We start from the raw sequence: 25,082 nt of genomic DNA on the forward strand, positions 1-25,082 counted from the left end.
CGCGGTGCGACGGGCTTCTAGCCGTTCCGACCGGTGGCGCGCACGGGCGTCAATCCCATCGCGACCGGGCCGCGCGTGAGCACGTGCCCGCGAGCGAACGAGACGCGCGTCCACACGTCGGTGCGGCGGACGACCGGCTGTTCCGCTCCCCCGATGAAGCCGAGCCCGACGGCGGCGAAGGCGACGCCCAGCGGCAGGCCCGCGAGGTCGTCGTCGGCGGCACCCCAGATCGACGAGCGGACGAGGTGGACGACATCGTCGCCGGCTCCCGTCGGCAGCTGACGAGCGACGGCAGCGATCCCCCACTGCGCGCGCAACGATACGCGCGCCGAATCGAGTCCGCCCGCATCACGCCAGCCGGAGCGCGGCGGTGAAACGCCGGCCCAGGAAGCGGTCACCGCGCTGTCGGGAAGACGGACGGCTCGGGCGTCGGCGTCCGCGGTCAGCGCCGCGGCACCGACCGCGAGGTCGCACTCGAGTTCGGGATCGACCGGGGCGGTGCGCATCCCCAGTACGAAGGGGGTTCCGTCCGCGAGCGAGCGCGGCGCAAGCGGCGCGCACGTTATGGCGAGGATGCCGTTGCCGCCCTGCAGCCGAATGACGCCGTCCCCCAGACGTGCGGCGCGGCCCGCGAAGGTGAGGACGTCGCGTGCCACCTCGGGCTGGGGGAACAGGAGGCGCGCAGACATCCGTCCTAGACTACCGATCGATGGCTGAGACAAGCGGAGAGACCGTACCCGAGACCCCCGCCGAAGAAGCCGACCCGGTTGCCGCGCTGCTGCGCGTTCTCGACCTCTCGTCGAGCGAGGCCCGCACCACCGAAGACATCTTCACCGGTGAGTCGCAGGTCATGCCGCAGGGCCGCGTCTTCGGCGGTCAGGTGCTGGCGCAGGCGACCATGGCGGCGATGCGCACCGTCCCCGACGAGCGCGTCCCGCACTCGATGCACGGTTATTTCCTGCGGCCGGGCGACTCGTCGCGCAACATCACGTTCTCGGTCGACCGGATCCACGACGGGAGATCGTTCTCGACGCGCCGCACGCAGGCCTTCCAGAACGGGTCGCCGATCTTCTCGATGATCGCGTCGTTCGAGGACGAGGATCCGGGCGTGGAGCATGCCGAACCGATGCCGGAGGGCATCCCGCAGCCCGAAGACCTGCCGGGCCTCGAGCAGCAGCTGAGCGGTCTGCACCCGCTGAGCCGACGGATCTTCTCGGCGAACCCGATCGAGCTGCGTCATGTGACCGCGCCGATCTACCTCGAGCCGAGCGACCCGGCGACCTCCCGACAGGCGGTATGGGCTCGCAGCCGGTCGCCGCTGCCGGATGACCCGACGATCCATCGGGCCGCTCTCGCCTTCCTCAGCGACCTCACGATCCAGGAGCCGGTGCTGCGCGCGCACGGACTCGCGTGGGCGACCCCGGGGCTGAAGGTGGCCAGCCTCGACCATGCGATGTGGTGGCACCGCTTCGCGCGGGTCGACGAGTGGCTGCTGTACGTGCAGGAGTCACCGAGCGCCCGCGGTGGGCGCGGACTGTCGACCGGACGCATTTACGACCGCGCCGGCACGCTCATCGCGAGCGTGGCGCAGGAGATCATGGTGCGCGTTCCGGACGGCGCGGACGGCGCAGCTCAGCGCCGGCGCGCGTAGACGATCGGCTCGCCCACGACCGGGGCCCACGCGGCGCGCATCTCATCGGTCAGCCGCACGGGACGACCGGTAGCGGTGGAGACCATGACCACAACGGCGGTGGATCGCGCGTAGCAGACCTGCGGCTCGTCGCCGCGAGGACTGAACACCTCGTAGCAGACGTCGATGCTCGAGCCGCCCATGCGGCCGATCCACAGCTGCACATCAAGCGGTCGCTGGCCGTAGGCACCGGGGCGAGGTACTCGATCTCCTGCCGCGCGATCAGCGTCATCGTCTCGGCCGTCGCACTGAGCGCCCCGAGGATCGCGGTGGGAGGACCATCCAGGCCCGCCTCGGGCTTCCAGAAGGCCCGCAGGCGCGCTTCCTCGAGCAGCTTCAGCATCGAGGTGTTGTTCACGTGCCCGAGCGCGTCCAGATCGCCCCAGCGCAGGTGTATCGGGACGTGGACGCGGGCGTCCCCGGCGGTGCCCGCCGGGGACGGGGTGACCTCAGTCACGCGTGAGCTTGCGGTACGTCGACTTCGCCGGGTTGGCGGCATCCGCTCCGAGACGCTCGATCTTGTTCGCCTCGTAGGCTTCGAAGTTGCCCTCGAACCAGTACCACTGCGCGGGGCTCTCGTCCGTGCCCTCGTACGCGAGGATGTGCGTGGCGATGCGGTCGAGGAACCACCGGTCGTGGGTGATGACGACGGCGCAGCCGGGGAACTCGAGCAGCGCGTTCTCGAGGGAGCTCAGGGTCTCGACGTCGAGGTCGTTGGTCGGCTCGTCGAGGAGCAGGAGGTTGCCGCCCTCCTTGAGCGTCAGCGCGAGGTTCAGGCGGTTGCGCTCACCACCCGAGAGCACGCCGGCCTTCTTCTGCTGGTCGGGGCCCTTGAAACCGAACTTCGACACGTACGCGCGCGACGGGATCTCGGTCTTGCCGACCGTGATGATGTCGAGTCCGTCCGAGACGACCTCCCAGAGGGTCTTCTCGGGGTCGATGTTGCCGCGCGACTGGTCGACGTAGCTGATCTTGACGGTCTCGCCGATCTTCAGGTCGCCGGCGTCGAGCGGCTCGAGGCCGACGATGGTCTTGAACAGCGTCGTCTTGCCGACGCCGTTGGGGCCGATGACTCCGACGATGCCGTTGGGCGGCAGGTTGAAGCTGAGGTTGTCGATGAGCACCCGGTCGCCGAACGCCTTGTGGAGCTTCTTGGCGTCGATGACCACGTTGCCCAGACGGGGACCCGCGGGGATCTGGATCTCTTCGAAATCGAGCTTGCGCGTGCGCTCCGCCTCGGCCGCCATCTCTTCGTAGCGTGCGAGACGCGCCTTCGACTTCGTCTGACGGCCCTTGGCCGAGCTGCGGACCCACTCGAGCTCGTCCTTGAGGCGCTTCGCGAGCTTGGCGTCCTTCTTGCCTTGGATGTCGAGGCGCTCGGCCTTCTTCTCGAGGTAGGTCGAGTAGTTGCCCTCGTACCCGATGAGGCGACCGCGGTCGACCTCGGCGATCCATTCGGCGACGTTGTCGAGGAAGTACCGGTCGTGCGTGATCGCGATGACGGCACCCTTGTACGACTGCAGGTGCTGCTCGAGCCACAGCACGCTCTCGGCGTCGAGGTGGTTGGTGGGCTCATCCAGAAGCAGCAGGTCGGGCTTCTGCAGCAGCAGACGCGCGAGCGCGACTCGGCGACGCTCACCACCGGACAGGGGCGCGACCGACGCGTCGGCGGGCGGAGTGCGCAGTGCCTCCATCGCCTGGTGGAGCTGCGAGTCGAGGTCCCAGCCGTCGGCCGCGTCGATCTCCTCCTGCAGCGTGCCCATCTCGGCCAGCAGCGCGTCGAAGTCCGCGTCGGGGTCGGCCATCAGGGCCGAGATCTCGTTGAACCGGTCGAGCTTGGCCTTGATCGCCACGCCCGCCTCGATGTTCTCGAGCACCGTCTTGGAGTCGTCCAGCTCCGGCTCCTGCATGAGGATGCCGACCGTGTACCCCGGCGTCAGCTTCGCCTCGCCGTTGGAGGGCTGGTCGAGGCCCGCCATGATCTTGAGGATCGTCGACTTTCCGGCGCCGTTGGGGCCGACCATGCCGATCTTCGCTCCCGGAAGGAACGACATCGTGACGTCGTCGAGAATGAGCTTCTCGCCGACAGCCTTGCGGGCGCGGACCATGGAGTAGATGTACTCAGCCATAACGGATCGATTCTAGTCGGCCGGGCGCCCGGCTCTCCGCCCCGCGCCGGTCACCAGTCGATCGGCCGCGTCAGCCCGACCAGGCACCCGCCGCTCGGCAGCTCCGGGAGCACGAGCGCGGTCGGTGCCGGGGTCGAGGGTCCGACCTGTCCCACGAGGCACTCCCCCTTCCAGAGCACCGAGAACTGCAGGCTGTCGACGGGGTCGTCCACGGACGTGCGGTCGGCGGTGACCTGCATCGCCGCCTTGTCGAAACCGGCGGCGACGAGGGCGTCGACGTATGCACGTCCGGCCACGTTGTCCGGCGTCGCCGCCACCTGCTCCATGACGGCCGTGAAGAGCGGCAGGTTGTCCGCTGCCGAGCCCTCGGGAACGAGGACCGGCCCCTGGGGTGCCGGTTCGGTGGTGGTCTCCACCGGGCTGGGCGTGGTGGGAACCGGCTCCGGGTTGGTCTGCGAGCACCCCGCCACGGCCAGGGTCGCGGCGACGATCACCGCGGCTGCGGCGTGTCTCGGTCGGGGCGATGCGAAGCGGAGGGGGCGCACCCGTGCAGTCTAGGGCGCGGATCCGAACGGCCGCTGTCGAGCTTCAGAACGGCGCCGGCTCGGGCTCTGCAGGCGCCCAGTGCCCCTCGGCTGTCGCCGCCTCCGCCTGCTCCCGCGGCCCTGCGGCCGGAGTGCCCCCGGGGAGGGACCATGCCCCCGCCTCGGTGCCCCCCTCAGCGCCCGGCGCGGCCTCGGACGGCGAGGCCTCGCCCCCCGTGCGCTTGTGGAAGACGGCGGTGCCCCACTTGAGGTCCGGGCCGATCGCGTCGGCATCGACCTCGACCTCGATCCCCTTCTTGCCGCCGGCCTCCCATTCCTTCACGCGGAGCTTCCCGTCGACGATGACGCGTTGCCCCTTGCGCAGCGACGCGAAGGCGTTCTCGCCAAGCGAGCGGAAGACGCAGATGCGATACCAGTTCGTCGTCCCGTCGACCCATTCCCCCGACTGGGGATCGCGATAGCGCTGACTGCTCGCGAGCCGAAAGGTCGTCACGGGGATGCCGCTGCCGGTGCGGCGCTGCTCGGGCTCGGTCGCGATGTTGCCGATGACGGTGATGCGGTCGGACATGTCTGCTCCTCAATCGAAGGGGACGCGGTGGTGGATGCTCCGACGCCCGAGTGCCCGTCGAGCGCCGGAGCACGTCCAGCATCGCGGCATCCGTGAACGCGACGACGGCGGTTCCGCACGAGTGTGGGGAACCGCCGTCGCCGGGAGGATGGGGAGGAGCCGTCAGCTGCGGGCGTACTCCGCGAACCGCGCGCGCACTTTGTTGACCTTGGGCACCGCGACGGCCAGGCAGTATCCCTGGCCGGGGTTCTTCGCGAAGAAGTCCTGGTGGTACTCCTCGGCCGGGTAGAACGTCTCGGCCCGCTCGATCGTCGTCACGACGCCGCCGCCCCAGAGCTCGTCAGCCCGGGCCCGGGCGGTCTCGAAGAGCTCCGCCTGCGCGTCGTCGAGCGGGAACATCGCCGAGCGGTACTGCGTGCCCACGTCGGCCCCCTGCCGGTTGAGCTGGCGCGGGTCGTGCATGGTGAAGAACGCGTCCAGGATGACGTCCGCGGGGATCACCTCCGGGTCGAACGTGACCGAGACCGCCTCGGCGTGGCCGGTCGCCCCGGTGCAGACCGCCTCATAGCTGGGGTGCGGGCTGTGGCCGCCGATGTAGCCGGACACGACCTCGGTGACCCCGTTGAGGGCGCGGTACGCCGCGTCGAGGCACCAGAAGCAGCCGCCGGCGAGGATGAAGGTGGTGGTCATGGAAAGCTCCGTTCTCCCGCTTTCGCGAGGTCTCACCATAGCCAACGCAGGAGCGTGCCGGGTGTTCCCGGCGATGTCGGAGGCCCGGCGTAGCGTCATCGACGAAAGGAGCAGCTCATGATCACTTCCGCGCCGACCACCCCTCGCCTTGTCCGCCTCGGAGCCGATCGCTGGCGAGTGCTCGACCGCGACGGCAGCGTTCGCGGTCTCGTCGAAGCGGTCGCGACGCCCGCAGGCACGCGCTTTCGCGCTTCCCGTTTCCACGCAGCCTCGCGCGCGTTCCGGTCCGTCGGCGACTTCTGGACGATCGGCGAGGCGTCCGAGACCCTCCGGCTGTCACGCTGACGCCCGATTGCATCGTCTCCCCACCGCGCCGTCACACGAGAGCGTCGACCGGCGGCGGCCCCGACGTCGTGACGCCGGCGGTCACCTGGCCCCACACCTCCGCGAGCACCTCGACAGCCCGTTCGAGGTCAGGGGGCGGCGCCGTGAAGGGGATGCGCAACCGGTTCTCATGCCCCCCTCCCACAGCGAACCGCGGGCCCGGACTGAGATAGACCCCCTCGGCCCGAGCGCCCAGAACCAGAGGCGCACTGAGCGGCGCCGGGAGCCCGACCCACAGGGACACTCCCCCGGCGACACGGGGCGCATGCCACTCCGGCACGGCGCGGCTCAGAGCAGCTCGCAGCGTGTCGTGACCCGTCGAGAGCAGCTCGCCGCGTTGCGGGAGGATCTCCGGCATCCGCGCCAGCAGCCGCGTGGCGACCGCCTGCTCGAACTCGGGCGTCCCGAGGTCGCGCGCCGGTCGACCGGCGTGCAACCGGCGGATGACCTCCGGCTGAGCGCGCACCCACCCGACGCGCAGCCCGCCCCACACGGTCTTGCCCAGCGACCCGAGTCGGATGACGTCCTCGTCGGCGAGGGTCAGCGGCATCCGTTCGTCGAAGTGCAGCTCGGCGGTCGTCTCGTCCACGACGATCGTGCAGCCCGACGCCGCGACGGCACGCACGGCACCCTGTTCCGCCTCGTCCATCGAGCGCCCGGTCGGGTTCTGGAACGTGGGCATCAGGTAGGCCATCGCGGGACGGGTGCGCCGTGCTGCTTCGCGCAGGCGGTCGACGTCCCACCCGTCGTCCGTCGTCACCGGCACCGCGACCAGGCGCGCCCCCGCCTCGCGCAGCGCTTCGGCGGCATGCGGGTAGGTCGGTGTCTCGATGAGGACGCGGTCGCCTCGGGCGAGCAGGACTTCGGCGACCAGATGAATCGCCGACTGCGCGCCCGCGGTGACGAGCACCTGCTCGACCGACGTGTGCAGACCGCGGACGGTGTAGCGGTCGGCGATGGCGGCGCGCAGCTGGCGGGAGCCCAGGGTGTCGTAACCGGTGCGTCCGACGAGGGTCGCCGCATCCGCCGCCGTTTCCGCGATGACGCCCGCGAGACCCGGCCAGGCGCTGGGACTCGCCTGCTGCAGGTCGACCGAGCCCGGCGCGGCGAAAACCGTGCCCTCGCCGCGGATCGGCTGAGCCGTCGTGACGCTGCCCGATCCGCGCACGCTGTCGATGTGCCCCGAGGCACGCAGGCTCGCGTAAGCGCTGGCGACCGTCGTACGGCTCACCCCGAGCGTCTCGGCGAGCACGCGCTCGGCAGGCAGCAGTGTCCGTGCCGCGATGCGGTTGTCGAGACACAGCAGACGGATGCCGTCGGCGAGAGCCTCGTACGCGGGCTCGCGTGTCCGCCAGCCGCCGAGCGCGACGTCGAGCGCGCGGGCCGAGATACGGGAGTGCATGCAGCCACCGTAATCGAATTGGCATCTTCCGTAGCGGCCAATCATCGGCTGGAATGAGATCGTGTTCACCCGTGTCGTCCAACTCCTCGTCGGCCTCGCTCTGTTCGGGGCCGGCTGCGCCGTCATGATCGAGGCCGGTATCGGCCTCGACCCGTGGACCGTCTTCGCCGAAGGCATCAGCAACCGCACGGGTCTCGGCATCGGGTGGGTGGTGAACCTCACCGGGTTCCTCGTGCTGCTCGCGTGGATCCCGCTGCGACAGCGTCCGGGCATCGGGACCGTGGCCAACATCCTGCTCGTCGGCACCGCGATCCAGCTGACACTGCCGCTGCTCTCCACGCCCGAGCCCTGGCTCCCACGCGTCGGGATGTTCCTCGCCGGAACCCTGCTCGTCGGGATCGCCTCGGGGATCTATCTCGGCGCACGCTGGGGAGCCGGGCCCCGCGACGGCCTCATGACCGGGCTGCACGAGCGCTTCGGTTGGCCCATCTGGGCCAGCCGGCTCGGCGTCGAGGCCACGGTGCTGCTGGTGGGGTGGCTGCTCGGCGGAACCGTGGGACTGGGTACCGTGCTGTTTGCGGTGCTCATCGGGCCGATCGTGCACGTGAGCGTCCCGCTGTTCGACCGGCGGCGCTCGTCACGCCGTGCGCGGACGCCCGACGAGCCTCCGGTCGAGAGCGACGCCCCCGCCGTCGGGCTCAGTGCTCCCGGAACGTAGGCCAGTCCGCGCCGGGCCCGAGGTGCGCGTGGAGAGCACTCTTTGCGATCTCCATCGTCGGGTACGCGCCGAGTTCGGCGTCGGCCCCCGCCATCGTCACGGTGTACCGCCCGTCGAGCCGACGGATCATTCCGACCACTCCGCGGCTGCCGTACGCGACCCAGAGTGCGGACGGACGTGTCTGCGTGTTCATCATCGAACCCCTTCCGACACCCGCAGGCTACTCCCCGCCTGCACCCCGCACCAGCGGTGGGGCTCACGCGCGGGCAGCTCCTCCCGACAGGGCGTCGATATGGTGCTCGAGCATCGCCTCGGCGACACCCGCCAGGTCGGCCGGGCGCGTGCTGAGAAGCTGCAGCGCCAGCCCGTCGAGCAGCGCATGCAACCGAGCCGCCTCGCGCGGCAGGTCGGCATCGGGCGACATGCCGCCGGTCCGCTTGAGCTCCTGCAGCGCCGAGACGCACACGGTGCGGACGGCATCGTGCAGTTCCGCGACGCTGTCGCCGAGGTCTCGGTCGGTCAGAGCGAGCATCGCGAGCTGCAGTTGTGCCGCGAGTTCGCGGCGGCGGGCGTCGTCGAGCGGAAGAAGCTCCGACAGCAGACGCAGCACCAGCGGTCGCCCCTCACCCCGCAGAGCTGCGATGCGCCCCGCGACGTCATCCCGGATGCGTCCGACGCAGAAGCGGCGCAGTGCCTCCTGCGTCGGGAACGCGCGGCGCAACGATGCGGTCGCGATGCCCGCCTCGTCCGCCACCTTGCGGACGGAGAGTGCCGCGAGACCGTCGGCGGCGAGCACGCGGATCGCAGCCTCACCGATCTGACGGTCTCGTTCGTCGTGGTCGATCAGCCGCGGCATCCCGTCATCCTCTCACCGCAGCCGGGGCTTTCTTCGGCCAGAGCGTGTAGCTGACGGCCCACAGGAGATCGATTCCGACGATTACGGCGAGCACGGGAAGGAACCCCTGCAGCTCAGCGGTTCGGGCCGGCGCGTCGACGACGAGGGTCAGGCCGACGATGATGCCCGCCGCGACCGCGGCCGCCACAAGCGTGCGGAGCACGTCCACCCAGCACTTGCGTGTGTAAGCCCACCCCATGAGGCGTGGCCGGGGCGACGCGCCGCGGAATCGCACGGCGAAGGCACGGTCGGCCCACGCGATCATGCGATGGCCGTAAGCGACAGAGATGCCGATGTAGAGCGCGGCGAGGCCGTGATGCCACGACGCGGTGCCGCCCCCGATGAGGTCGGCTGCGACGAGGATCAGGAGCACGACGTCGATCACCGGCGCGGCGACCAGCAGAGCGGCGCCCAGACGAGGCTTGCGCGCGACGTAGCGCGTGACCAGGCCGGCGATGATGGCGACCCAGAACCCCACCTCGCAGGCGATGATGGCCAGCAGAATCACGATGCTCCCCCGTCTCGTCGAACGTCAGACGACGACCGCATCCTTTTTAGCACACGCGTGTTACTACCGGCGGTGGGGCGCACAAGGAGTCCGTTGCACGGCGGCAGCGGTGGACGAATCGAGACGGCGCCCCCGACAGGATTCGAACCTGTGACCAACGGATTAGAAGGCCGCTGCTCTATCCACTGAGCTACGGAGGCCGGGCCCGCGCGGCGGACCGTCGCCTCCAGGCTACCCGCGCTCGGGTGTCGCACGCGGTCATTAGGATGGGCGGCATGGTGGGAACAGCCGAGAACGACCGTCTCGTATGGATCGATTGCGAGATGACGGGGCTGGACCTCCGCGTCGACGAGCTCGTCGAGGTCGCCGTCATCGTGACCGATTACGAGCTGCGGCCGCTGGATGATGGCTTCCAGCTGGTCATCGCACCCAGCGAAGCCGCTCGCGCGAACATGGGCGAGTTCGTCACCGCGATGCACGAGAGCTCGGGCCTGCTGCACGAGCTGGACAATGGCGTGCCCCTCGCCGAGGCCGAGGAGTCGGTTCTGGCCTACATCCAGCGCTTCGTGCCCGAGGGCAAAGCCGCTCTCGCCGGCAACACGATCGGCACCGACCGGATGTTCCTCGCGAAGTACATGCCGCGCGTGGACTCATGGCTGCACTACCGCAACGTCGATGTCTCGAGCATCAAGGAGCTGTCGCGCCGCTGGTTCCCCCGCGCCTACTTCCAGGCACCGGCCAAGGACGGCGGCCACCGCGCCCTCGCCGACATCCGGGAGTCGATTCGCGAGCTGGCGTATTACCGCGCCGCCGTGTTCGTGCCCGAGCCCGGACCCACCAGCGATCAGGCGCGCGCGACGGCAGAGGCCGTCGTGTCGTCGTACACCCCATCCGTGTAATACAATCGTCTGGTTGCCCGGTTTCCGGGAGACATGGTGGCTATAGCTCAGTTGGTAGAGCACCGCGTTGTGGTCGCGGGGGTCGCGGGTTCAAGTCCCGTTAGCCACCCCAAGAAGCACCCCGCTTCGGGAGTGAAGATGATCGAGATGGATGCCGCGGCATTCGAAGAACTCGTCACGGACGAGCTCGATCGCCTTCCCAACGACATGGTCGACGGCCTCGACAACGTCATCTTCGTCGTCGAGGATCGTCCCGAGGACGGGAGCCTCGATCTGCTCGGCCTGTACGACGGGTTCGCCCTCACCGAGCGCGACCGATACGGGCAAGGCGAGCTGCCCGACCGCATCATCGTGTACCGCGAACCCCATCTGCATACGTGCGACGACCTCGCCACCCTGCGGGATGAGATCCACACGACGCTCGTCCACGAGATCGCCCACTTCTACGGCATCGACGATGCCCGGCTGCATGAACTCGGGTGGGCGTGATGGGCATGGCCCTCCCCGATCTCGACGAGGAGCTGCGGCTCAGCGCCGCCCCCGACGTCCCGTGGCAGACCGTGGTGTGGAACGACCCGGTCAACCTGATGTCCTACGTCGTCCACGTCTTCCGCGTTTACTTCGGTTTCTCGCGCGAGCGGGCGAACGAGCTCATGCTCGCGGTGCACAACGACGGCCACGCCGTCGTCGCGGAAGGGCCGCGAGAAGCGATGGAGGCGCATGCCCGTGCGATGCACGGATACGGGCTGTGGGCGACGGTGCGGCGGGCGGCATCGTGACGGATTCGGTGACGTTCATGCTGCCCGATGCCGAAGCGCAGTACCTTCGCGAGCTGGTCGAGCAGTACCTCGAACTCGTGCGGTCGCCTGACGATGCCCGCGATCCGGCGATCCGGAGGCTCTCCCCCGATGCGTATCCCGACGAGGCCGATGCGTCCGCGGAGTTCCGGGCGTGGACCCGCGACGATCTGGCGGCGACACGCGCTGCCGACGCTGAGCGGGTGATCGAGGTGCTGCGGGAGCGCGAGCGGGCGGCAGAGCCGCGCCCCGAGCTGATCCTCGACGCGCCGTCTCAGACGGCGTGGCTGCGGACCCTCGCCGGCTTGCGCATCGTCCTCGCCGCGCGGATGGGAATCGTCGACGACGACAGCGTCGTGGCCGACGGCGATCCGCGCTACGACGTCTACGAGTGGCTCGGTTACCGCCAGGAGATGCTGCTGCAGTCGATGGCCGGCTGATCAGGCCACTTCGACGATGTGGGTCGCGAGGGCACGCGGATCGTGAGAAGCGATGTGATCGTCCTCCTGCCGCGCCCACCGCTCCCAGTGCGGCCGATAGGTGTCTCCGTCGCGCCGCAACGCTCGCTCCTGGCGCACGTCGTCGGGAGCATCGAGCCACACACGTACGGAGGCGAGGGCGGCAGACGCCGGGGTGAGTGCTCCGCTGCCCTCCAGGAGGAGGGCACGCTCCGGCGGACACGTGCGAACGTCGCCGTACCGCTCCGCGGCCCAGTCCCACCGCTGCCATGTCGCCGGCCGGCGCTCGCGACGGGGAGCCAGGACGCGCGCATAGGCATAAGCCGACCCGGCGGCGAGGCCATCCCATCCCGGGTACAGGTCGTCGAGGGCGACCGACTCGACCTCCAGACCGTCCGGCCAACGCGCGACCAATGCCCGCGCGAACGTCGTCTTGCCCGCGCCGCTGCGTCCGTCGACGATCAGCACCATCCCGGGAACGACCGTGTCGAGGATCGCCGTGACGGCGTCCTCGACCGCGCGCGGGACCGGGTTACTTCTTGAGAGCGCGGATGACACGACTGAGCGTGCGCCCGACGACCCAGACGAACGGGATCGCGACCGCGACGAGCGAGACGAGATTCGGCTCGAACCGCAGGTCGTCGCCCTTCCGGACGTAGGCGCCGACGGGGATCGCGTAGCCGCCGCCCCCGCCACCGCTGTTGCCCTCGCCGTCCTCGCCGGCGCCGAAACCGCTCCAGCTCAGTGCCACGGGGATCAGGCGGATCCCGTCGACGTCCTGCTGCTCACCGTAGACGCTGGTGACGCCGAGGTTGGCGGTCTGCTTGCCGAGTTCGAGTGCGAGGTTGGGCATGATCCCACCGTACCCGCCGCGCGCGTCGCGGTACAGGCGTCACCGCTCATGGTCGACGCGCGGGTTCGTCGGCATGGCTCCGACATCGCGGCGCGGACCGAGCACGCTCGCTCGGGTCACGGCGCCGCGACCGAACCGCGCGCGTGCGTCGTCGAGCGCGTCGTCGACGCGTCGCCATTCCGCGTCGTCGTCCCACAGCGTCAGGCCGCCGGTGCCATCGGGTCGCAGCTTCTCGGCGCGTACCCCGATGAGACGGACCGGCTGCGACAGCTCGACGCTCTCGAGCAGGTCGATCGCGGCCGATCCGATCCGCTGACCGACATTGGTCGGCAGCGGCAGGGTCTGCGACCGGCTGTAGGTCGAGAAGTCGGTGAGGCGCACCTTGATCGACACCGTCGCCGCCTCCCACCCACCGGCGCGGAGGCGAGCACCGACGCGGTCGGCGAGGCGGCGCAGCTCGGATCGCAGAACCGTGGTGTCCACGACATCATGCGAGAACGTCTCTTCGTGCGAGATGCTCTTCTCCACGCGCTCCGTCTGCACTTCACGTGCGTCGTGCCCGCGGGACAGGTGCCACACGCGCTCTCCCATCGCCGGTCCCAGCGCCCGGTCGAGGACGGACCGCGGCGTGTCCCACACGTCGGCGACGGTGCGGATGCCGCGGGTGAGCAGCGCCTCGGTCGCTTTCGGCCCGACTCCCCACAGCGCGCCCACCGGCCGCGCCCCGAGGAAGCGGAGCGTGTCAGCCTCGGCGACGACCAGCAGCCCATCGGGTTTCGAGATGGTGGAGGCCATCTTCGCCACGTGTTTGGTCGCGGCGACGCCGACGCTGCACGTGAGACCGGTCTCGTCCAGCACCCGGGACCGGATCAGCTGGGCGATCTCGCGCGGGCTCCCCCACAGCCGTCGGGCGCCGCTCACGTCCAGGAACGCCTCATCGATCGACAGTGGCTCGACGAGCGGCGTGACGGACCGGAAGACGTCCATGACGCGTCGCGAGAGCTCGGCGTAGCGCTCGAACGTCGTCGGCACCACGATGGCCTGCGGGCACAGCTGCAGGGCTCGGGCGACCGGCATCGCCGACCGGACGCCGAACCGGCGCGCCTCGTACGAGGCGCTCGAGACGACACCGCGGCGCTCGACCCCGCCGACGATGATGGGCTTGCCGGCCAGCGACGGATCGTCGAGCACGGCCACCGCCGCGTAGAACGCGTCCATGTCGACGTGCAGGATGCGAGTGCCGGTGTCGTCGGCATCCGGCGCGGAAACCAGCCGCCCCGATCCGTCGCCGCGTCCCATGCGACCATTCTCCCCCGGACCGCCGACATCCGGCCCCCAACGACGAACCGCGGAACGGCCCGAGTCGCCGTTCCGCGGTTCGAGAGACCCGCGCTTACTGCGCGGCGCGTTCGAGGATCAGTTCGCGCACGCGAGCCGCGTCGGCCTGACCCTTCATCGCCTTCATGACCGCGCCGATCACGGCGCCGGCAGCCTGGACCTTGCCGTCGCGGATCTTCGCGAGGACATCGGGCTGCGATGCGAGCGCGTCGTCGATCGCCGCGATCAGCGCACCGTCGTCCGAGACGACCGCGAGCCCCCGGGCGTCGACGACCTCCTGCGGGGTTCCCTCACCGTCGATGACGCCCTCGAGCACCTGGCGTGCCAGCTTGTCGGTCAGGGTGCCTGCGTCGACGAGCTGCTGCAGCGCCGCGACATCGGCGGGTGCCACGAGTGCCTGCGGCTCGGCGCCACGCGCGTTGGCGATGCGGGTGATCTCACCGGTCCACCACTTGCGGGCCGCGGTCGGCGCCGCCCCCGCCGCCACCGTGGCCTCGACCTCGGCGAGGAGGCCGCCGTTGACGACATCCTGGAACTCGAGATCGGTGAAGCCCCAGTCGCCCTGCAGGCGGCGACGACGCACGGCCGGCGGCTCGGGCAGAGCGGCGCGCAGCTCCTCGATCAGCTCGATCGACGGCGCCACGGGCAGCAGATCGGGCTCGGGGAAGTAGCGGTAGTCGTCGGCGTCGGACTTGGGCCGACCCGGCGAGGTCGTGCCGGTGTCCTCGTGCCAGTGGCGCGTCTCCTGGATGATCGTCCCGCCCTCGGCGAGGATCGCCGCCTGGCGCTGGATCTCGTAGCGCACCGCGCGCTCGACCGAGCGCATGGAGTTGACGTTCTTGGTCTCGGTGCGGGTGCCGAGCTTCGCCTGACCGCGCGGACGCAGCGAGACGTTCGCGTCGCACCGGAGGTTGCCGCGCTCGAGGCGCGCCTCGGAGATGCCCAGGCCGATGACGATGTCGCGGATCGTGCGGACGTACGCCTTGGCGATCTCCGGCGCCCGGTGCTCGGCTCCGAAGATCGGCTTCGTCACGATTTCGACGAGCGGGACGCCGGCGCGGTTGTAGTCGACGAGCGAGAACTCGGCACCCTGGATGCGACCGGTCGCGCCGCCCATGTGGGTCAGCTTGCCGGCGTCCTCCTCCATGTGCGCGCGCTCGATGTCGACCGTGACGGTCGTGCCGTCGGCGAGCTCGACCTCGACCGCGCCCTCGAAAGCGATGGGCTCGTCGTACTGGGAGATCTGGTAGTTCTTGCCGAGGTCCGGGTAGAAGTAGTTCTTCCGCGCGAACCGGCTCGACGGTGCGATGGAGCACCCGAGGGCGAGCCCGAGGCTGATCGAGGAGCGGATGGCCGTCTCGTTCACGACGGGCAGTGCTCCCGGCAGCCCCATGTCGACGGGCGCGACGAGGGTGTTCGGAGCGGCGCCGTGGTTGTCGGGGTGAGCCGGGTTGGCGGCCGGCGAGAACATCTTGGTGCGGGTGTTCAGCTCGACGTGCACCTCGAAGCCGAGCACCGGCTCGAACAGCTCGAGCGCCTTGTCGAAGTCCATCAGTGCGACCTTGGCAGCCATCAGCGTGCCCCTCCCAGGATCGGTGCGCGGTCGAGCAGCGGGCCGCCCCAGCTGTCGACCAGCAGTGCCTCCAGCGCGGCGCCGACGCGGTACAGCTGCGCGTCCTGGCGAGCCGGCGCGATGAACTGGATGCCGACGGGAAGACCGTCGTCCTCCGACAGCCCCGACGGGATCGAGATGCCCGGCACACCCGCGAGGTTGACCGGGATGGTCGTCACGTCGTTCAGGTACATCTGCAGCGGATCGTCGATCTGCTCGCCGAGACGGAAGGCCGTCGTGGGCGCGGACGGCGTCGCGATGACGTCGACCTGCGCGAAGGCGTCGTCGAAGTCGCGCTGGATGAGCGTGCGCACCTTCTGGGCGCTGCCGTAGTACGCGTCGTAGTAGCCCGCCGACAGCGCGTAGGTGCCCAGGATGATGCGGCGCTTGACCTCGTCTCCGAAGCCGGCGTCGCGGGTCGCCGACATCACGTCCTCGACGGTGCCCCCGGGGACGTCGAGACGCATGCCGAACCGCACGGAGTCGAACTTCGCGAGGTTGCTGGAGGCCTCGGCCGGCAGGATCAGGTAGTACGCGGCGACGCCGTACTCGAAGTGCGGTGCGCTGATCTCGACGATCTCCGCGCCCTGCGCCTCCATCGCCGCCAGCGAAGCGCGGAAGGACGCGCTGACGCCGGGCTGGAAGCCCACGTCGGCCAGCTCGCGGATGACGCCGACCTTGAGCCCGCGCAGGACGTCGCCGCGCGCGCCCTCGCGAGCGGCCGCCGCGAATGACGGCCACTGCTCGGCGAGCGAGGTCGAGTCGTGGGGGTCGTGCCCGCCGATGACGTCGTGGAGCAGGGCGGAGTCCAGCACCGTGCGGGACACCGGGCCGACCTGATCGAGGCTCGACGCGAGCGCGATCGATCCATAACGGCTCACGCCGCCGTAGGTGGGCTTGACGCCGACCGTGCCGGTGACGTGCGCGGGCTGGCGGATCGAGCCGCCCGTGTCGGAGCCGAGGGCGATCGGAGCTTCGAAGGCCGCGACCGCAGCGGCGGAGCCGCCGCCGGAGCCGCCGGGGATGCGGTCGAGGTCCCACGGGTTGCGCGTGGGACCGTAAGCGGAGTGCTCGGTCGAGGAGCCCATGGCGAACTCGTCCATGTTCGTCTTGCCGAGGGGCACGAGACCGGCCGCGCGGGCACGGGCGACGACGGTGGCGTCGTAGGGCGACATGAAGCCCTCGAGGATCTTCGATCCGCTGGTGGAGGGCATGTCGGTCGTGACCAGGACGTCCTTGATGGCGAGCGGCACACCGGCGAGTTCGCCGAGGTGCTCACCCGCGGCGCGGCGGGAGTCGATGTCGGCAGCGACCTCGAGCGCGTGGTCGGACACGTGCAGGAAGGCGTGGACGTCGCCGTCGACCGCGGCGATCCGATCGAGGTGCGCGCGCGTGGCGTCGACGCTGCTGACGCTCCCCTCGGCCAGGCGAGCTGCGAGGTCGGCGGCGGTCAGCCGAGTGAGGTCGCTCACTGCTCCTCCCCCAGGATCGCGGTGACGCGGAACCGGTCCTCGGTCCGCTCGGGGGCGTTCTGGAGCACCTGCTCGAGGCTCAGCATGTCGCCGGGGACGTCCTCGCGGAAGACGTTCTCGAGCGAGATCGGGTGGCTCGTCGCCGGCACGTCGGGCGTGGCCACCTTCGACACCTTCGCGATGTTGTCGACGATGGCATCGAGCTGTCCGGTGAGACGCTCGACCTCCTCGTCGCTCAGCTGGATCCGGGCGAGCACGCCGAGATGGCGCACGAGATCGGGGGTGATTTCAGACACCCGTCGATTCTAGTTGGGGCGGGCCGGAGCCCGAGACCCGTAGGGTGTTGGCGTGACGACCTACGACCCGCCGCGTCCTTGGATCGCCAGCTACGCCGAAGGGGTTCCCCAGGACCTGCCACCGATCGAGGGCTCGCTCGTCGACATCGTCGCGACCTCGGCCCGCGAGCACCCCGACGCTCCGGCCCTCGAGTTCTTCGGGCGCACGATGTCGTATCGGCAGATGCAGGAGCGCATCGATCGCGCGGCGGCGTACCTGCGCGACGCCGGGGTCCGGCGCGGCGACCGGGTCGCGATCGTGCTCCCCAACTGCCCCCAGCACATCGTGGCCTTCTACGCCGTGCTGCGGCTGGGCGCCGTCGTGATCGAGCACAACCCGCTCTACACCCCGCGCGAGATGCGCAAGCAGTTCGAGGATCATGGGGCGAAGGTCGCCATCGTCTGGAGCAAGCTCGTGTCGGTGCTGCTCGAGTTCCCCGACGACCTCGCGCTCAGCGCCGTCATCGCCGTCGACATCACCACCGCGATGCCCGTCCGCATGCGCGCCGCGCTGCGTCTGCCCATCGCCAAGGCGCGCGCCTCACGCGACGCGTTGACCGCCCCCGTCGCCCGCAACCGGGTCCACGGGTTCTGGTCGGACGCCGAGCGGCACGACCCGCTGCCGGCCAGCCATGTCGGTCCCACCACCGGCGACCTGGCGCTCATCCAGTACACGAGCGGTACGACCGGCACACCCAAGGGCGCCGCTCTGACGCACCGCAATCTCCTCGCCAACGCCGCTCAGGCCCAGGCGTGGGTCCCCACCATCGAGCGCGGTGCGGGATGCGTGGTCTACGCCGTCCTGCCGATGTTCCACGCCTACGGGCTGACCCTGTGCCTCACATTCGCGATGTCGATGGGCGCGCGGCTCGTGCTCTTCCCGAAGTTCGACCCCGACCTCGTGCTGGCGGTGCACAAGCGTCACCCGGCGACGCTGCTCCCCCTCGTCCCGCCGATCGCGGAGCGGCTCCTGGCGGCAGCCGACGCCGCGGGCGTGTCGCTGGCCGGGACGCAGGTGGCGATCTCGGGCGCGATGGCGCTGCCGCATGAGCTGGTCGTGCCGTTCGAGGCGTCGACGGGCGGGTACCTCGTCGAGGGCTACGGGCTGTCGGAATGCTCGCCCGTGCTCATGGCCAATCCCGTCGCCGAGAACCGGGTGCCGGGCACGGTCGGCCTGCCCCTCCCGGGCACCGAGTGCCGCGTCGTGGATCCCGACGAGCCGACGCGCGACGTCGAGCCCGGCGCACGCGGTGAGCTGCTCGTGCGCGGCCCCCAGGTCTTCAGCGGCTACTACGGCAAGCCGGAGGAGACCGAGAAGGTGTTCGTCGACGGGTGGTTCCGCACCGGGGACATCGTCACGATCGACGACGGCGGGTTCGTCCGCATCGTCGACCGCATCAAGGAGCTGATCATCACCGGCGGGTTCAACGTTGCCCCGACCGAGGTCGAGATCGCGCTGCGGCAGCATCCCCAGATCGCTGATGCCGCCGTCGTGGGTCTTCCCAGCGAGCACTCGGGTGAGGATGTCGTGGCCGCCGTCGTGCCGGTCCCCGGTGCCACGATCGACGAGGGCGACGTCCGGGACTTCTGCCGCGGCATCCTCACGCCGTACAAGGTTCCGCGTCGGATCGTCGTCGTCGACGAGCTGCCGAAGTCGATGATCGGCAAGGTTCTGCGCCGCCAGGTGCGCGACCGGCTGCTCGCTGGCTGACCCCGCGGTCGCCGTCGGGCCGGCTCGGCGTGAGCGGTGCTGTCACCCGCCGAGACCGTGCCGCACCGATTCAGCGACGACGCAAGCGAGGCCTCCTCCGCTCGATGCGGCGGTCCGCTGCAGCGACGCGCCGTTGCCGCGCTCGATGATCGAGGCGACACCGTCGTGCGTCTGCGACCGCTCGAGAGGGGTCGCGAAGTGATCCTCGACGTACCGGAGAAGCGCCGCGACCGCCGCCGCGGCGGGGACCAGCCGTTGCTCGGTCGGGTGGATCAACTCATCGTCGAGCGCCCATCTGCTCGCTCGCCAGCTGGCGAGGCGGATCGAGGCCGCCGAGCATGCCGCGGGCGCGTGGCCCGCCCGCCAGTCGGCGGCCGCACGGTCGACGAGTGCGCGCACCAGCACCGGGATCGTCACGGCGTCCTCCGGTCGCAGACACACGTCGGCGATGCGGATCTCGACCGTCGGGACATGGGACGACAGTCGCGCGTCGAAGTAGATCATCCCGGTGTCGAGGCACACCCCCGATCCGACCGAGGCGGCGACCTCGCGCCGGTATGCATCGGGTGAACCGAAGATCTCGGTCGGCCCGGACGTCGGCCATCGTCCCCACGCCTGGTACCGGTAACTCGCGAACCCGGAGTCCGCGCCCTGCCAGAACGGCGAGTTGGCGCTGAGTGCGAGCACGAGCGGGAGCCAGGCGCGCACCCGGTCGAGCACCGCGATGCCCTCCTCGGGCGAGGTGACCGAGACGTGGATGTGCATCCCGCACGTCAGTTGCTCCTGGGCGGTCGCTCCGAACCGGGCGGCGATCTTCTCGTAGCGCGGCGACGGCGCCACGTGGGGTGTGCACGCGTCCGGGCACGTCGCGAGCGGAACAGCTCGCGCGCCCACCGCCTGCGCCGCCCGGTCGACGGTTCGCCGCCCCTCGGCGATCACGGCGACGAGTTCACTCCGCGTTCGCACGGGCGGGCTCACCACCTCGATCTGCTCGCTCTTCAGCTCGCGGTGAAAGGCGATCGGCGCGCCCATCGGCCCGACTGCGGACAGCGAAGCCCGCTGCGCGACCAGCAGCGTCTCGTCCGCGGCGGGAATCGGGCGGAAGGTGGTGGCGTCGACGAGGAGGAACTCCTCCTCGATGCCGAGCGTGCGCAGACCTCCCGGTCCGCCCGCGGTCGGCAACAACTCCGGGCTGTGCAGCATCGTCATCTCATCCCCCTTCTCCGCGAACGTGGGAGGAGGCATGTCACCCCGGTACCCCGTGAGAGCACAGTCGGGCGCGGGAGCGTTGTTGTGAGGGGGATTGACTTCCGGCGCCGGAAAACCTATGTGGCGGCGGGGAGCCGACGGCACAGCGTTCGACGGCGGTCAGGCGTCGAGCGCGGCAGGTCCCTGCTCGACGAGGACGCGGAACTGCGCGGCATCGATGATCCGGACGCCGAGCTGTTCCGCCTTCGCCAGCTTCGATCCGGCGCCCGGGCCGGCCGCGACGAAGTCCGTCTTCTTCGACACCGACGAGCCGGCTTTGCCTCCGGCCGCCAAGATCGCCTCTTGAGCGCCCTCGCGCGTGTAGCCCTCGAGCGAGCCGGTCGCGACGACGGTGATGCCCTCGAGCACACCGCCCTCGACGACCGCCGCGCCCGGTCCCGGATGACCGGGGACCTCGAGTCGCGCGCCGGCCGCTTCCCAGCGCTCGACGATCTCGCGATGCCAATCCACCGCGAACCACTCGGTCAGAGAATCGGCGATGATCCCGCCGACGCCCTCCACGGCCGCCAGCTTGTCGCGGCTGGCCGCGCGGATCGCCGCGATCGAGCCGAACCACTGCGCCAGCGCGCGAGCGGCGACCGGACCGACGTGACGGATGCTGAGCGCGACGAGGAACCGCCACAGCTCCTTCGTCTTCGCCTTCTCGAGCTCGTCGAGCAGCTTGAGCGCCTGAGCCGATGGCTGCGGGCCCGCGCGCCCCTCCTTCTTCTCGGCAGCGGACGCATTGCGTCGGAACGGAGCACGCCGTACCGGCTCGCCGGTCTTCTCGTCGACGCGCGGCTCACCCGTCTCGGAGTCGCGGACGATCACCTCGATGGGGACGAGTTGCTCCAAGGTCAGCTCGAACAGAGCCGCCTCGGTCACAAGCGGTGGCGTCGAGTCGCGGAGCGGCTGTGTCAGCGCCGCTGCCGTCACCTCGCCGAGCGCCTCGATGTCGAGCGCGCCGCGGGAGCCGACGTGCTCGACGCGCCCCCGCACCTGAGCGGGGCACGAGCGCGCGTTCGGGCAACGCAGATCGATGTCGCCCTCTTTGGCCGGGCGCAGCGGCGAGCCGCACTCGGGGCAGTTCGCGGGCATGACGAAGGCCCGCTCGGTGCCATCGCGCAGCTCGACCACCGGGCCGAGGACCTCGGGGATGACATCGCCGGCCTTGCGCAGCACCACCGTGTCGCCGATGAGCACGCCCTTGGCCCGGACCACGTCCTGGTTATGCAGGGTGGCCTGTCGTACGACACTGCCGGCCACGCGCGCCGGAGCCATGACGGCGAAGGGCGTCGCGCGACCGGTTCGCCCCACCGACACCACGATGTCGAGCAGCTTCGTGTTGACCTGCTCGGGCGGGTACTTGTACGCGATCGCCCAGCGGGGAGCGCGGCTGGTGGCGCCGAGCTCGTCGTGCAGCGACAGCTCGTCGATCTTGACGACGACGCCATCGATCTCATGCTCGACGCTGTGGCGGTTCTCGCCGTAATGCTCGACATAGGCGAGAACGCCGTCGATGCTGTCGAGCGTCTGCGAATGCGGGCTGATGGGCAGGCCCCACGCCCCCAGCAGCGTGTAGATCTCGCTCTGCGACGAGACCGGCGGGTCCTGCCAGGCGCCGATACCGTGGACGTAGAGGCGCAGCGAGCGCACGCGGGCCTCGGATGCCTCGAGCTCGAGACCGCTCTTCTTGTCGAGTTGCTGACGCAGGCCTCCGCTGGCCGCGTTGCGCGGGTTGGCAAAGGCGGGGAACCGCCGCTCCGCGCTGATGCGGGCACGGTCCTCATCGAACGCGCGCGAGCGCGCCCGAGCCTCCTCGACGACGCGGTCGCGCATCTCGGCCTGCAGCGCGTTGAGGGCGGCGAACTCGGCGACGGGGATGAAGATCTCTCCCCGCACCTCGACGATCGGCGGGTGTCCCTCTCCCGCGAGGCGCTCGGGGATCCCGGCGACCCGCAGCGCGTTCACCGTGACGTCTTCGCCCACGCGGCCGTCGCCGCGGGTCGCCGCCGAGGTGAGGACGCCGTTCTCGTAGCGCAGGCTGATCGCGAGTCCGTCGATCTTCAGCTCGGAGAGCCAGCGCACCGCCCGCCCCGCGGACGAGGCCGCCTTCGCGCACCACTCGGTCAGCTCGTCGGACGAGAAGACGTTGTCGAGGCTCAGCATGCGTTCGGCGTGCTCGACGGGGGCGAACAGGGTCGACTCCGCGGCGCCCACCGTCTGCGTCGGGGAATCCTGCGTCTGCAGCTCGGGATGGAGCCGCTCGAGCTCGTCGAGGCGACGCATCCAAGCGTCGTAGGTCGCGTCGTCGACGATCTCGGCGTTGCGTCCGTAGTACGCATCGCGCGCCGCGGTGATGCGATCGATCAGCTCACGCGCCTCGTCACGGGCGTCGTCGAGGGTGATGTCGGGGAGTTCTCCGTCTGCCACCTCGTCAGTCTAGGCAGGGGGTCCGACGCGCACGGCGGGGTTTCCGCCCTCCCGGAGGATGCGCTAGGCGCCGACGGGGACAGCCGAGACGGTCCGGTCGATCGTGAACTGCCCGATCACGCGCGTCCCGTCGTAGATGACTGCGGTCTGCCCCGGGGCCACACCGTCGAACGGCACCTCGGGGATGACGACGATCTCGTCATCGGTGAGCTCGGCACGCGCCGGTACCGGGTCGGCGTGGGCGCGAATCTGCGCCTCGCACGCGAACGAACGGTCCGACGGGGCGCGCCCCGCCCACGTGAACCGGCCACCGGCGATCTCCGCCGTGGCCAGCGCCTCCTTGGGGCCGACGACGACCCGGTTGTCGACGGGACGCACCTCGAGGACGAACCGCGGCTTGCCGTCGGGGGCGGGCACGCCCAGCTGCAGTCCGCGACGCTGGCCCACGGTGAAGGCGTGGGCGCCCTCATGACGCCCGACCACCGCGCCAGTGCGGTCGACGATCTCACCCGTCTCGGCCCCGACCTTGTCGGCGAGCCACCCGCGGGTGTCGCCGTCGGGGATGAAGCAGATGTCGTGGCTGTCGGGCTTCTGCGCCACCGTCAATCCGCGCTCCGCCGCCTCGGCGCGCACTTCGGCCTTGGATGGGGTCGACCCGAGCGGGAAGTAGGTGTGCGCCAGCTGTTCGGCCGTCAGCACGCCCAGGACATAGGACTGGTCCTTGGCGGCATCCGAGGCCCGGTGAAGCTCACGTCCGTCGGGACCGTCGACGAGGAGCGCGTAATGCCCCGTGCACACGGCGTCGAAGCCGAGCTCGAGAGCCCGCTCGAGCAGTGCCGCGAACTTGATCTTCTCGTTGCAGCGCATGCAGGGGTTCGGCGTCCGACCCGCGCGGTACTCCGACACGAAGTCCTCGATGACGTCGTCGCGGAAGCGCTCCGAGAAGTCCCACACGTAGAACGGGATGCCGAGGCGATCGGCGGCACGCCGGGCGTCCATCGCGTCCTCGATCGTGCAGCATCCGCGGCTCCCGGCCCGCAGTGTGCCTCCCGCGCGTGACAGGGCCAGGTGCACGCCGACGACGTCGTGGCCGGCGTCGACGGCACGGGCCGCGGCGACCGCGGAGTCGACGCCACCACTCATGGCAGCCAGTACTCGCATCGCTCCAGTCTACGGGCGGCCCGCACGGCCGGCTCGGGCCGCCGATCCCCGGCGGTGGACTTCCGGAAGAGCGGCGAGGAACGCATCGACATCGGCATCCGTGCTCGTGCGTCCCAGGGTCAGCCGGAGCACCGCGCGGGCGTCGTCGGCGTCGCGGCCCAGCGCCAGGACGACGTGCGAGGGCTCGGCGACGCCCGCCTGGCACGCCGACCCGGTCGAGACCGCGATGCCGGCCGTGTCGAACAGGAAGAGCAGCGTCTCACCGATCGTGCCGGGGAAGAGAACGTGCACGTTGCCCGGCAGCCGATCGCGCAGGTCTCCGAGGATCACCGCCGAAGGAACGAGGGACCGGATGCCGCTGATGAGCCGATCCCGCAGGGCTTCGAGGCGGGCCGTCTCGCTCTCCCGCTCGCGCTCGGCGACCTCGAGTGCGGCGGCGAGCGCCGCGGCACCGGCGACGTCGGGTGTGCCCGCGCGGAGCCCGCGCTGCTGTCCACCCCCGTGCGCGAGCGGAGTCAGGTGCGCGTGACGAGACACGACGAGCGCCCCGGTACCCACGGGAGCTCCGACCTTGTGCCCCGAGACCGACATGGCCAGGAGGCCATGAGCGCCGGCCCCGGCGCCGCGCCACGAGGCGAAGTCGAGCGGGACGGTGCCGAGCGCCGCGACGGCATCGAGATGCAACGGCACGCACGCCTCACGGGCCGCCGCCGCGAGGCCGGCGGGATCGTTGCGGGTGCCGACCTCGTTGTTGGCGACGAGCGCGGTCGCGAGGCCGGCTCCGGGCAGAGCGTCGGCGAAGGCGACGGCATCGATCCGCCCGACCGCGTCGAGCGGCACCGGGCGGATCGCAGCGTTCCACCGGGACGAGAGCCACGCGACGGCGTCCATGGTGGCGTGATGCTCACCGTCGGGAAGCACGATCGGCGCCGCCGCGTCGCCGGCCAGCCACAGACCCTTCACCGCGAGATTGATGGACTCCGTGCCGCCCGACGTGAAGACGACCTCGATGGGCTCGCAGCCGAGCGCGCGCGCGACGGCGTCTCGGGCGTCCTCGAGCAGTCGCCGCGCGGCCTGCCCGGCACCGTGCACGGACGACGCGTTGCCGAGGGTCTCGTGTGCGGCGAGCCAGGCATCGCGCGCCTGGGCACGAAGCGGTGTCGTCGCTGCGTGATCGAGATAGACGACCATGCCACCCTCCCGAAGCGTTCACCGTCGCTCATTACTGTAGATCGC

At 70.5% G+C, this 25,082-nt stretch carries 27 protein-coding genes, 2 tRNA genes and 1 pseudogene; 9 read left to right on the plus strand and 21 right to left on the minus strand.

Annotation, left to right across the window (positions count from 1 at the left end; genetic code table 11):
• Positions 1-17: 17 nt before the first annotated feature.
• Positions 18-689: a DUF8185 domain-containing protein gene (locus tag JOF37_RS01860; protein ID WP_210004579.1), complete on the minus strand. Its 672-nt coding sequence runs from the start codon at positions 687-689 to the stop codon at positions 18-20.
• A 20-nt stretch (positions 690-709) separates the two neighbouring features.
• Here JOF37_RS01860 and JOF37_RS01865 point away from each other — a divergent pair, with 20 nt between their 5' ends.
• Entirely contained in the window at positions 710-1,651 is a 942-nt protein-coding gene (locus JOF37_RS01865; RefSeq protein WP_210004581.1) for an acyl-CoA thioesterase, read from the plus strand.
• Here the strand turns inward: JOF37_RS01865 and JOF37_RS01870 are convergent.
• The 5 genes and pseudogenes from JOF37_RS01870 to msrA all read right to left on the minus strand — a co-directional run bounded on the left by JOF37_RS01870 (position 1,633) and on the right by msrA (position 5,622).
• Positions 1,633-2,147, minus strand: a pseudogene (locus JOF37_RS01870) (acyl-CoA thioesterase). The gene JOF37_RS01865 and the pseudogene JOF37_RS01870 sit on opposite strands and share 19 nt — an antisense overlap.
• Positions 2,140-3,819: an energy-dependent translational throttle protein EttA gene (gene ettA / locus JOF37_RS01875; RefSeq protein WP_210004582.1), complete on the minus strand. Its 1,680-nt coding sequence runs from the start codon at positions 3,817-3,819 to the stop codon at positions 2,140-2,142. Before ettA ends, JOF37_RS01870 begins: the two are co-directional and overlap by 8 nt.
• Before the next feature lie 50 nt (positions 3,820-3,869).
• Positions 3,870-4,364, minus strand: a complete 495-nt coding sequence (locus JOF37_RS15445) for a DUF6993 domain-containing protein (protein ID WP_271174870.1) — start codon at positions 4,362-4,364, stop codon at positions 3,870-3,872.
• Between the two features lie 43 nt (positions 4,365-4,407).
• A complete protein-coding gene (locus JOF37_RS01885) occupies positions 4,408-4,932 on the minus strand; it encodes a single-stranded DNA-binding protein (protein ID WP_210004583.1) in 525 nt (174 codons plus the stop codon).
• A gap of 162 nt (positions 4,933-5,094) precedes the next feature.
• Positions 5,095-5,622, minus strand: a complete 528-nt coding sequence (gene msrA / locus JOF37_RS01890; RefSeq protein ID WP_210004584.1) for a peptide-methionine (S)-S-oxide reductase MsrA — start codon at positions 5,620-5,622, stop codon at positions 5,095-5,097.
• A gap of 117 nt (positions 5,623-5,739) precedes the next feature.
• Between msrA and JOF37_RS01895 the strand changes: the two genes are divergently transcribed.
• Positions 5,740-5,967 carry a hypothetical protein gene (locus tag JOF37_RS01895; protein ID WP_210004586.1) on the plus strand — a complete coding sequence of 76 codons (228 nt, stop codon included), beginning with the start codon at positions 5,740-5,742 and terminating at the stop codon, positions 5,965-5,967.
• 31 nt (positions 5,968-5,998) lie between these two features.
• Here the strand turns inward: JOF37_RS01895 and yczR are convergent, their stop codons facing one another.
• Positions 5,999-7,408, minus strand: coding sequence for a MocR-like transcription factor YczR (yczR, locus tag JOF37_RS01900; RefSeq protein WP_210004588.1), 1,410 nt, complete (start codon positions 7,406-7,408; stop codon positions 5,999-6,001).
• A 61-nt stretch (positions 7,409-7,469) separates the two neighbouring features.
• Between yczR and yczE the strand changes: the two genes are divergently transcribed.
• Entirely contained in the window at positions 7,470-8,126 is a 657-nt protein-coding gene (yczE, locus tag JOF37_RS01905; protein ID WP_210004589.1) for a membrane protein YczE, read from the plus strand.
• Here yczE and JOF37_RS01910 read toward each other — a convergent pair.
• The 4 genes from JOF37_RS01910 to JOF37_RS01925 form a co-directional block, all read right to left on the minus strand.
• Entirely contained in the window at positions 8,107-8,319 is a 213-nt protein-coding gene (locus JOF37_RS01910; protein WP_245338078.1) for a methyltransferase, read from the minus strand. The two genes, yczE and JOF37_RS01910, sit on opposite strands and share 20 nt — an antisense overlap.
• A gap of 63 nt (positions 8,320-8,382) precedes the next feature.
• A complete protein-coding gene (locus tag JOF37_RS01915; RefSeq protein ID WP_210004593.1) occupies positions 8,383-8,982 on the minus strand; it encodes a TetR/AcrR family transcriptional regulator in 600 nt (199 codons plus the stop codon).
• A 4-nt stretch (positions 8,983-8,986) separates the two neighbouring features.
• Positions 8,987-9,529, minus strand: a complete 543-nt coding sequence (locus JOF37_RS01920) for a hypothetical protein (protein WP_210004594.1) — start codon at positions 9,527-9,529, stop codon at positions 8,987-8,989.
• A 127-nt stretch (positions 9,530-9,656) separates the two neighbouring features.
• Positions 9,657-9,729: transfer RNA gene (locus JOF37_RS01925), tRNA-Arg, on the minus strand.
• A gap of 75 nt (positions 9,730-9,804) precedes the next feature.
• On the opposite strand from JOF37_RS01925, the gene orn reads away from it, so the two are divergent.
• The 5 genes from orn to JOF37_RS01950 all read left to right on the plus strand — a co-directional run bounded on the left by orn (position 9,805) and on the right by JOF37_RS01950 (position 11,665).
• Positions 9,805-10,428 carry an oligoribonuclease gene (gene orn / locus JOF37_RS01930; protein WP_210004595.1) on the plus strand — a complete coding sequence of 208 codons (624 nt, stop codon included), beginning with the start codon at positions 9,805-9,807 and terminating at the stop codon, positions 10,426-10,428.
• A 36-nt stretch (positions 10,429-10,464) separates the two neighbouring features.
• A tRNA-His gene (locus tag JOF37_RS01935) sits at positions 10,465-10,540 on the plus strand.
• Positions 10,541-10,566: 26 nt separating this feature from the next.
• Positions 10,567-10,917, plus strand: coding sequence for a metallopeptidase family protein (locus tag JOF37_RS01940; protein WP_245338282.1), 351 nt, complete (start codon positions 10,567-10,569; stop codon positions 10,915-10,917).
• A complete protein-coding gene (gene clpS, locus JOF37_RS01945) occupies positions 10,917-11,207 on the plus strand; it encodes an ATP-dependent Clp protease adapter ClpS (RefSeq protein WP_210004600.1) in 291 nt (96 codons plus the stop codon). The genes JOF37_RS01940 and clpS overlap by 1 nt, the downstream gene beginning before the upstream one ends.
• Positions 11,177-11,665, plus strand: coding sequence for a DUF2017 family protein (locus JOF37_RS01950; RefSeq protein WP_271174869.1), 489 nt, complete (start codon positions 11,177-11,179; stop codon positions 11,663-11,665). Before clpS ends, JOF37_RS01950 begins: the two co-directional genes overlap by 31 nt.
• On the opposite strand, the gene JOF37_RS01955 is transcribed toward JOF37_RS01950, so the two are convergent.
• The 6 genes from JOF37_RS01955 to gatC all read right to left on the minus strand — a co-directional run bounded on the left by JOF37_RS01955 (position 11,666) and on the right by gatC (position 17,254).
• A complete protein-coding gene (locus JOF37_RS01955) occupies positions 11,666-12,241 on the minus strand; it encodes a nucleoside/nucleotide kinase family protein (protein WP_210004601.1) in 576 nt (191 codons plus the stop codon). It lies immediately after the preceding gene.
• Entirely contained in the window at positions 12,216-12,536 is a 321-nt protein-coding gene (locus JOF37_RS01960) for a hypothetical protein (RefSeq protein WP_210004602.1), read from the minus strand. The genes JOF37_RS01955 and JOF37_RS01960 overlap by 26 nt, the downstream gene beginning before the upstream one ends.
• A 39-nt stretch (positions 12,537-12,575) precedes the next feature.
• Complete coding sequence (locus tag JOF37_RS01965; protein WP_210004603.1) at positions 12,576-13,835, minus strand: DNA polymerase IV; 1,260 nt, start codon at positions 13,833-13,835, stop codon at positions 12,576-12,578.
• A gap of 94 nt (positions 13,836-13,929) precedes the next feature.
• The gene (gene gatB, locus JOF37_RS01970) at positions 13,930-15,447 is read right to left on the minus strand and encodes an Asp-tRNA(Asn)/Glu-tRNA(Gln) amidotransferase subunit GatB (RefSeq protein WP_210004604.1); all 1,518 of its coding nucleotides are present in this window, start codon (positions 15,445-15,447) and stop codon (positions 13,930-13,932) included.
• Positions 15,447-16,958, minus strand: a complete 1,512-nt coding sequence (gatA, locus tag JOF37_RS01975; protein ID WP_210004605.1) for an Asp-tRNA(Asn)/Glu-tRNA(Gln) amidotransferase subunit GatA — start codon at positions 16,956-16,958, stop codon at positions 15,447-15,449. The genes gatB and gatA overlap by 1 nt, the downstream gene beginning before the upstream one ends.
• Positions 16,955-17,254, minus strand: coding sequence for an Asp-tRNA(Asn)/Glu-tRNA(Gln) amidotransferase subunit GatC (gene gatC / locus JOF37_RS01980; protein ID WP_210004606.1), 300 nt, complete (start codon positions 17,252-17,254; stop codon positions 16,955-16,957). The genes gatA and gatC overlap by 4 nt, the downstream gene beginning before the upstream one ends.
• Before the next feature lie 52 nt (positions 17,255-17,306).
• On the opposite strand from gatC, the gene JOF37_RS01985 reads away from it, so the two are divergent.
• A complete protein-coding gene (locus tag JOF37_RS01985) occupies positions 17,307-19,004 on the plus strand; it encodes a long-chain-fatty-acid--CoA ligase (protein WP_210004614.1) in 1,698 nt (565 codons plus the stop codon).
• A 42-nt stretch (positions 19,005-19,046) separates the two neighbouring features.
• Here JOF37_RS01985 and JOF37_RS01990 read toward each other — a convergent pair whose 3' ends face one another.
• The 4 genes from JOF37_RS01990 to JOF37_RS02005 all read right to left on the minus strand — a co-directional run bounded on the left by JOF37_RS01990 (position 19,047) and on the right by JOF37_RS02005 (position 25,037).
• On the minus strand, positions 19,047-20,213 hold the full coding sequence (locus JOF37_RS01990; protein ID WP_210004616.1) for a glutamate--cysteine ligase: 1,167 nt from the start codon (positions 20,211-20,213) through the stop codon (positions 19,047-19,049).
• 159 nt (positions 20,214-20,372) lie between these two features.
• Positions 20,373-22,685 (minus strand): NAD-dependent DNA ligase LigA, encoded by a 2,313-nt coding sequence (gene ligA / locus JOF37_RS01995; protein ID WP_210004618.1) that lies wholly within the window; start codon positions 22,683-22,685, stop codon positions 20,373-20,375.
• A gap of 63 nt (positions 22,686-22,748) precedes the next feature.
• Complete coding sequence (gene mnmA / locus JOF37_RS02000) at positions 22,749-23,846, minus strand: tRNA 2-thiouridine(34) synthase MnmA (protein WP_210004620.1); 1,098 nt, start codon at positions 23,844-23,846, stop codon at positions 22,749-22,751.
• Positions 23,847-23,855: 9 nt separating this feature from the next.
• Positions 23,856-25,037 carry a cysteine desulfurase family protein gene (locus JOF37_RS02005; RefSeq protein ID WP_210004622.1) on the minus strand — a complete coding sequence of 394 codons (1,182 nt, stop codon included), beginning with the start codon at positions 25,035-25,037 and terminating at the stop codon, positions 23,856-23,858.
• Positions 25,038-25,082 lie beyond the last annotated feature (45 nt).

Origin of the sequence: Microbacterium imperiale (genome assembly GCF_017876655.1) — a bacterium.
Classification (GTDB): Bacteria; Actinomycetota; Actinomycetes; order Actinomycetales; family Microbacteriaceae; genus Microbacterium; species Microbacterium imperiale.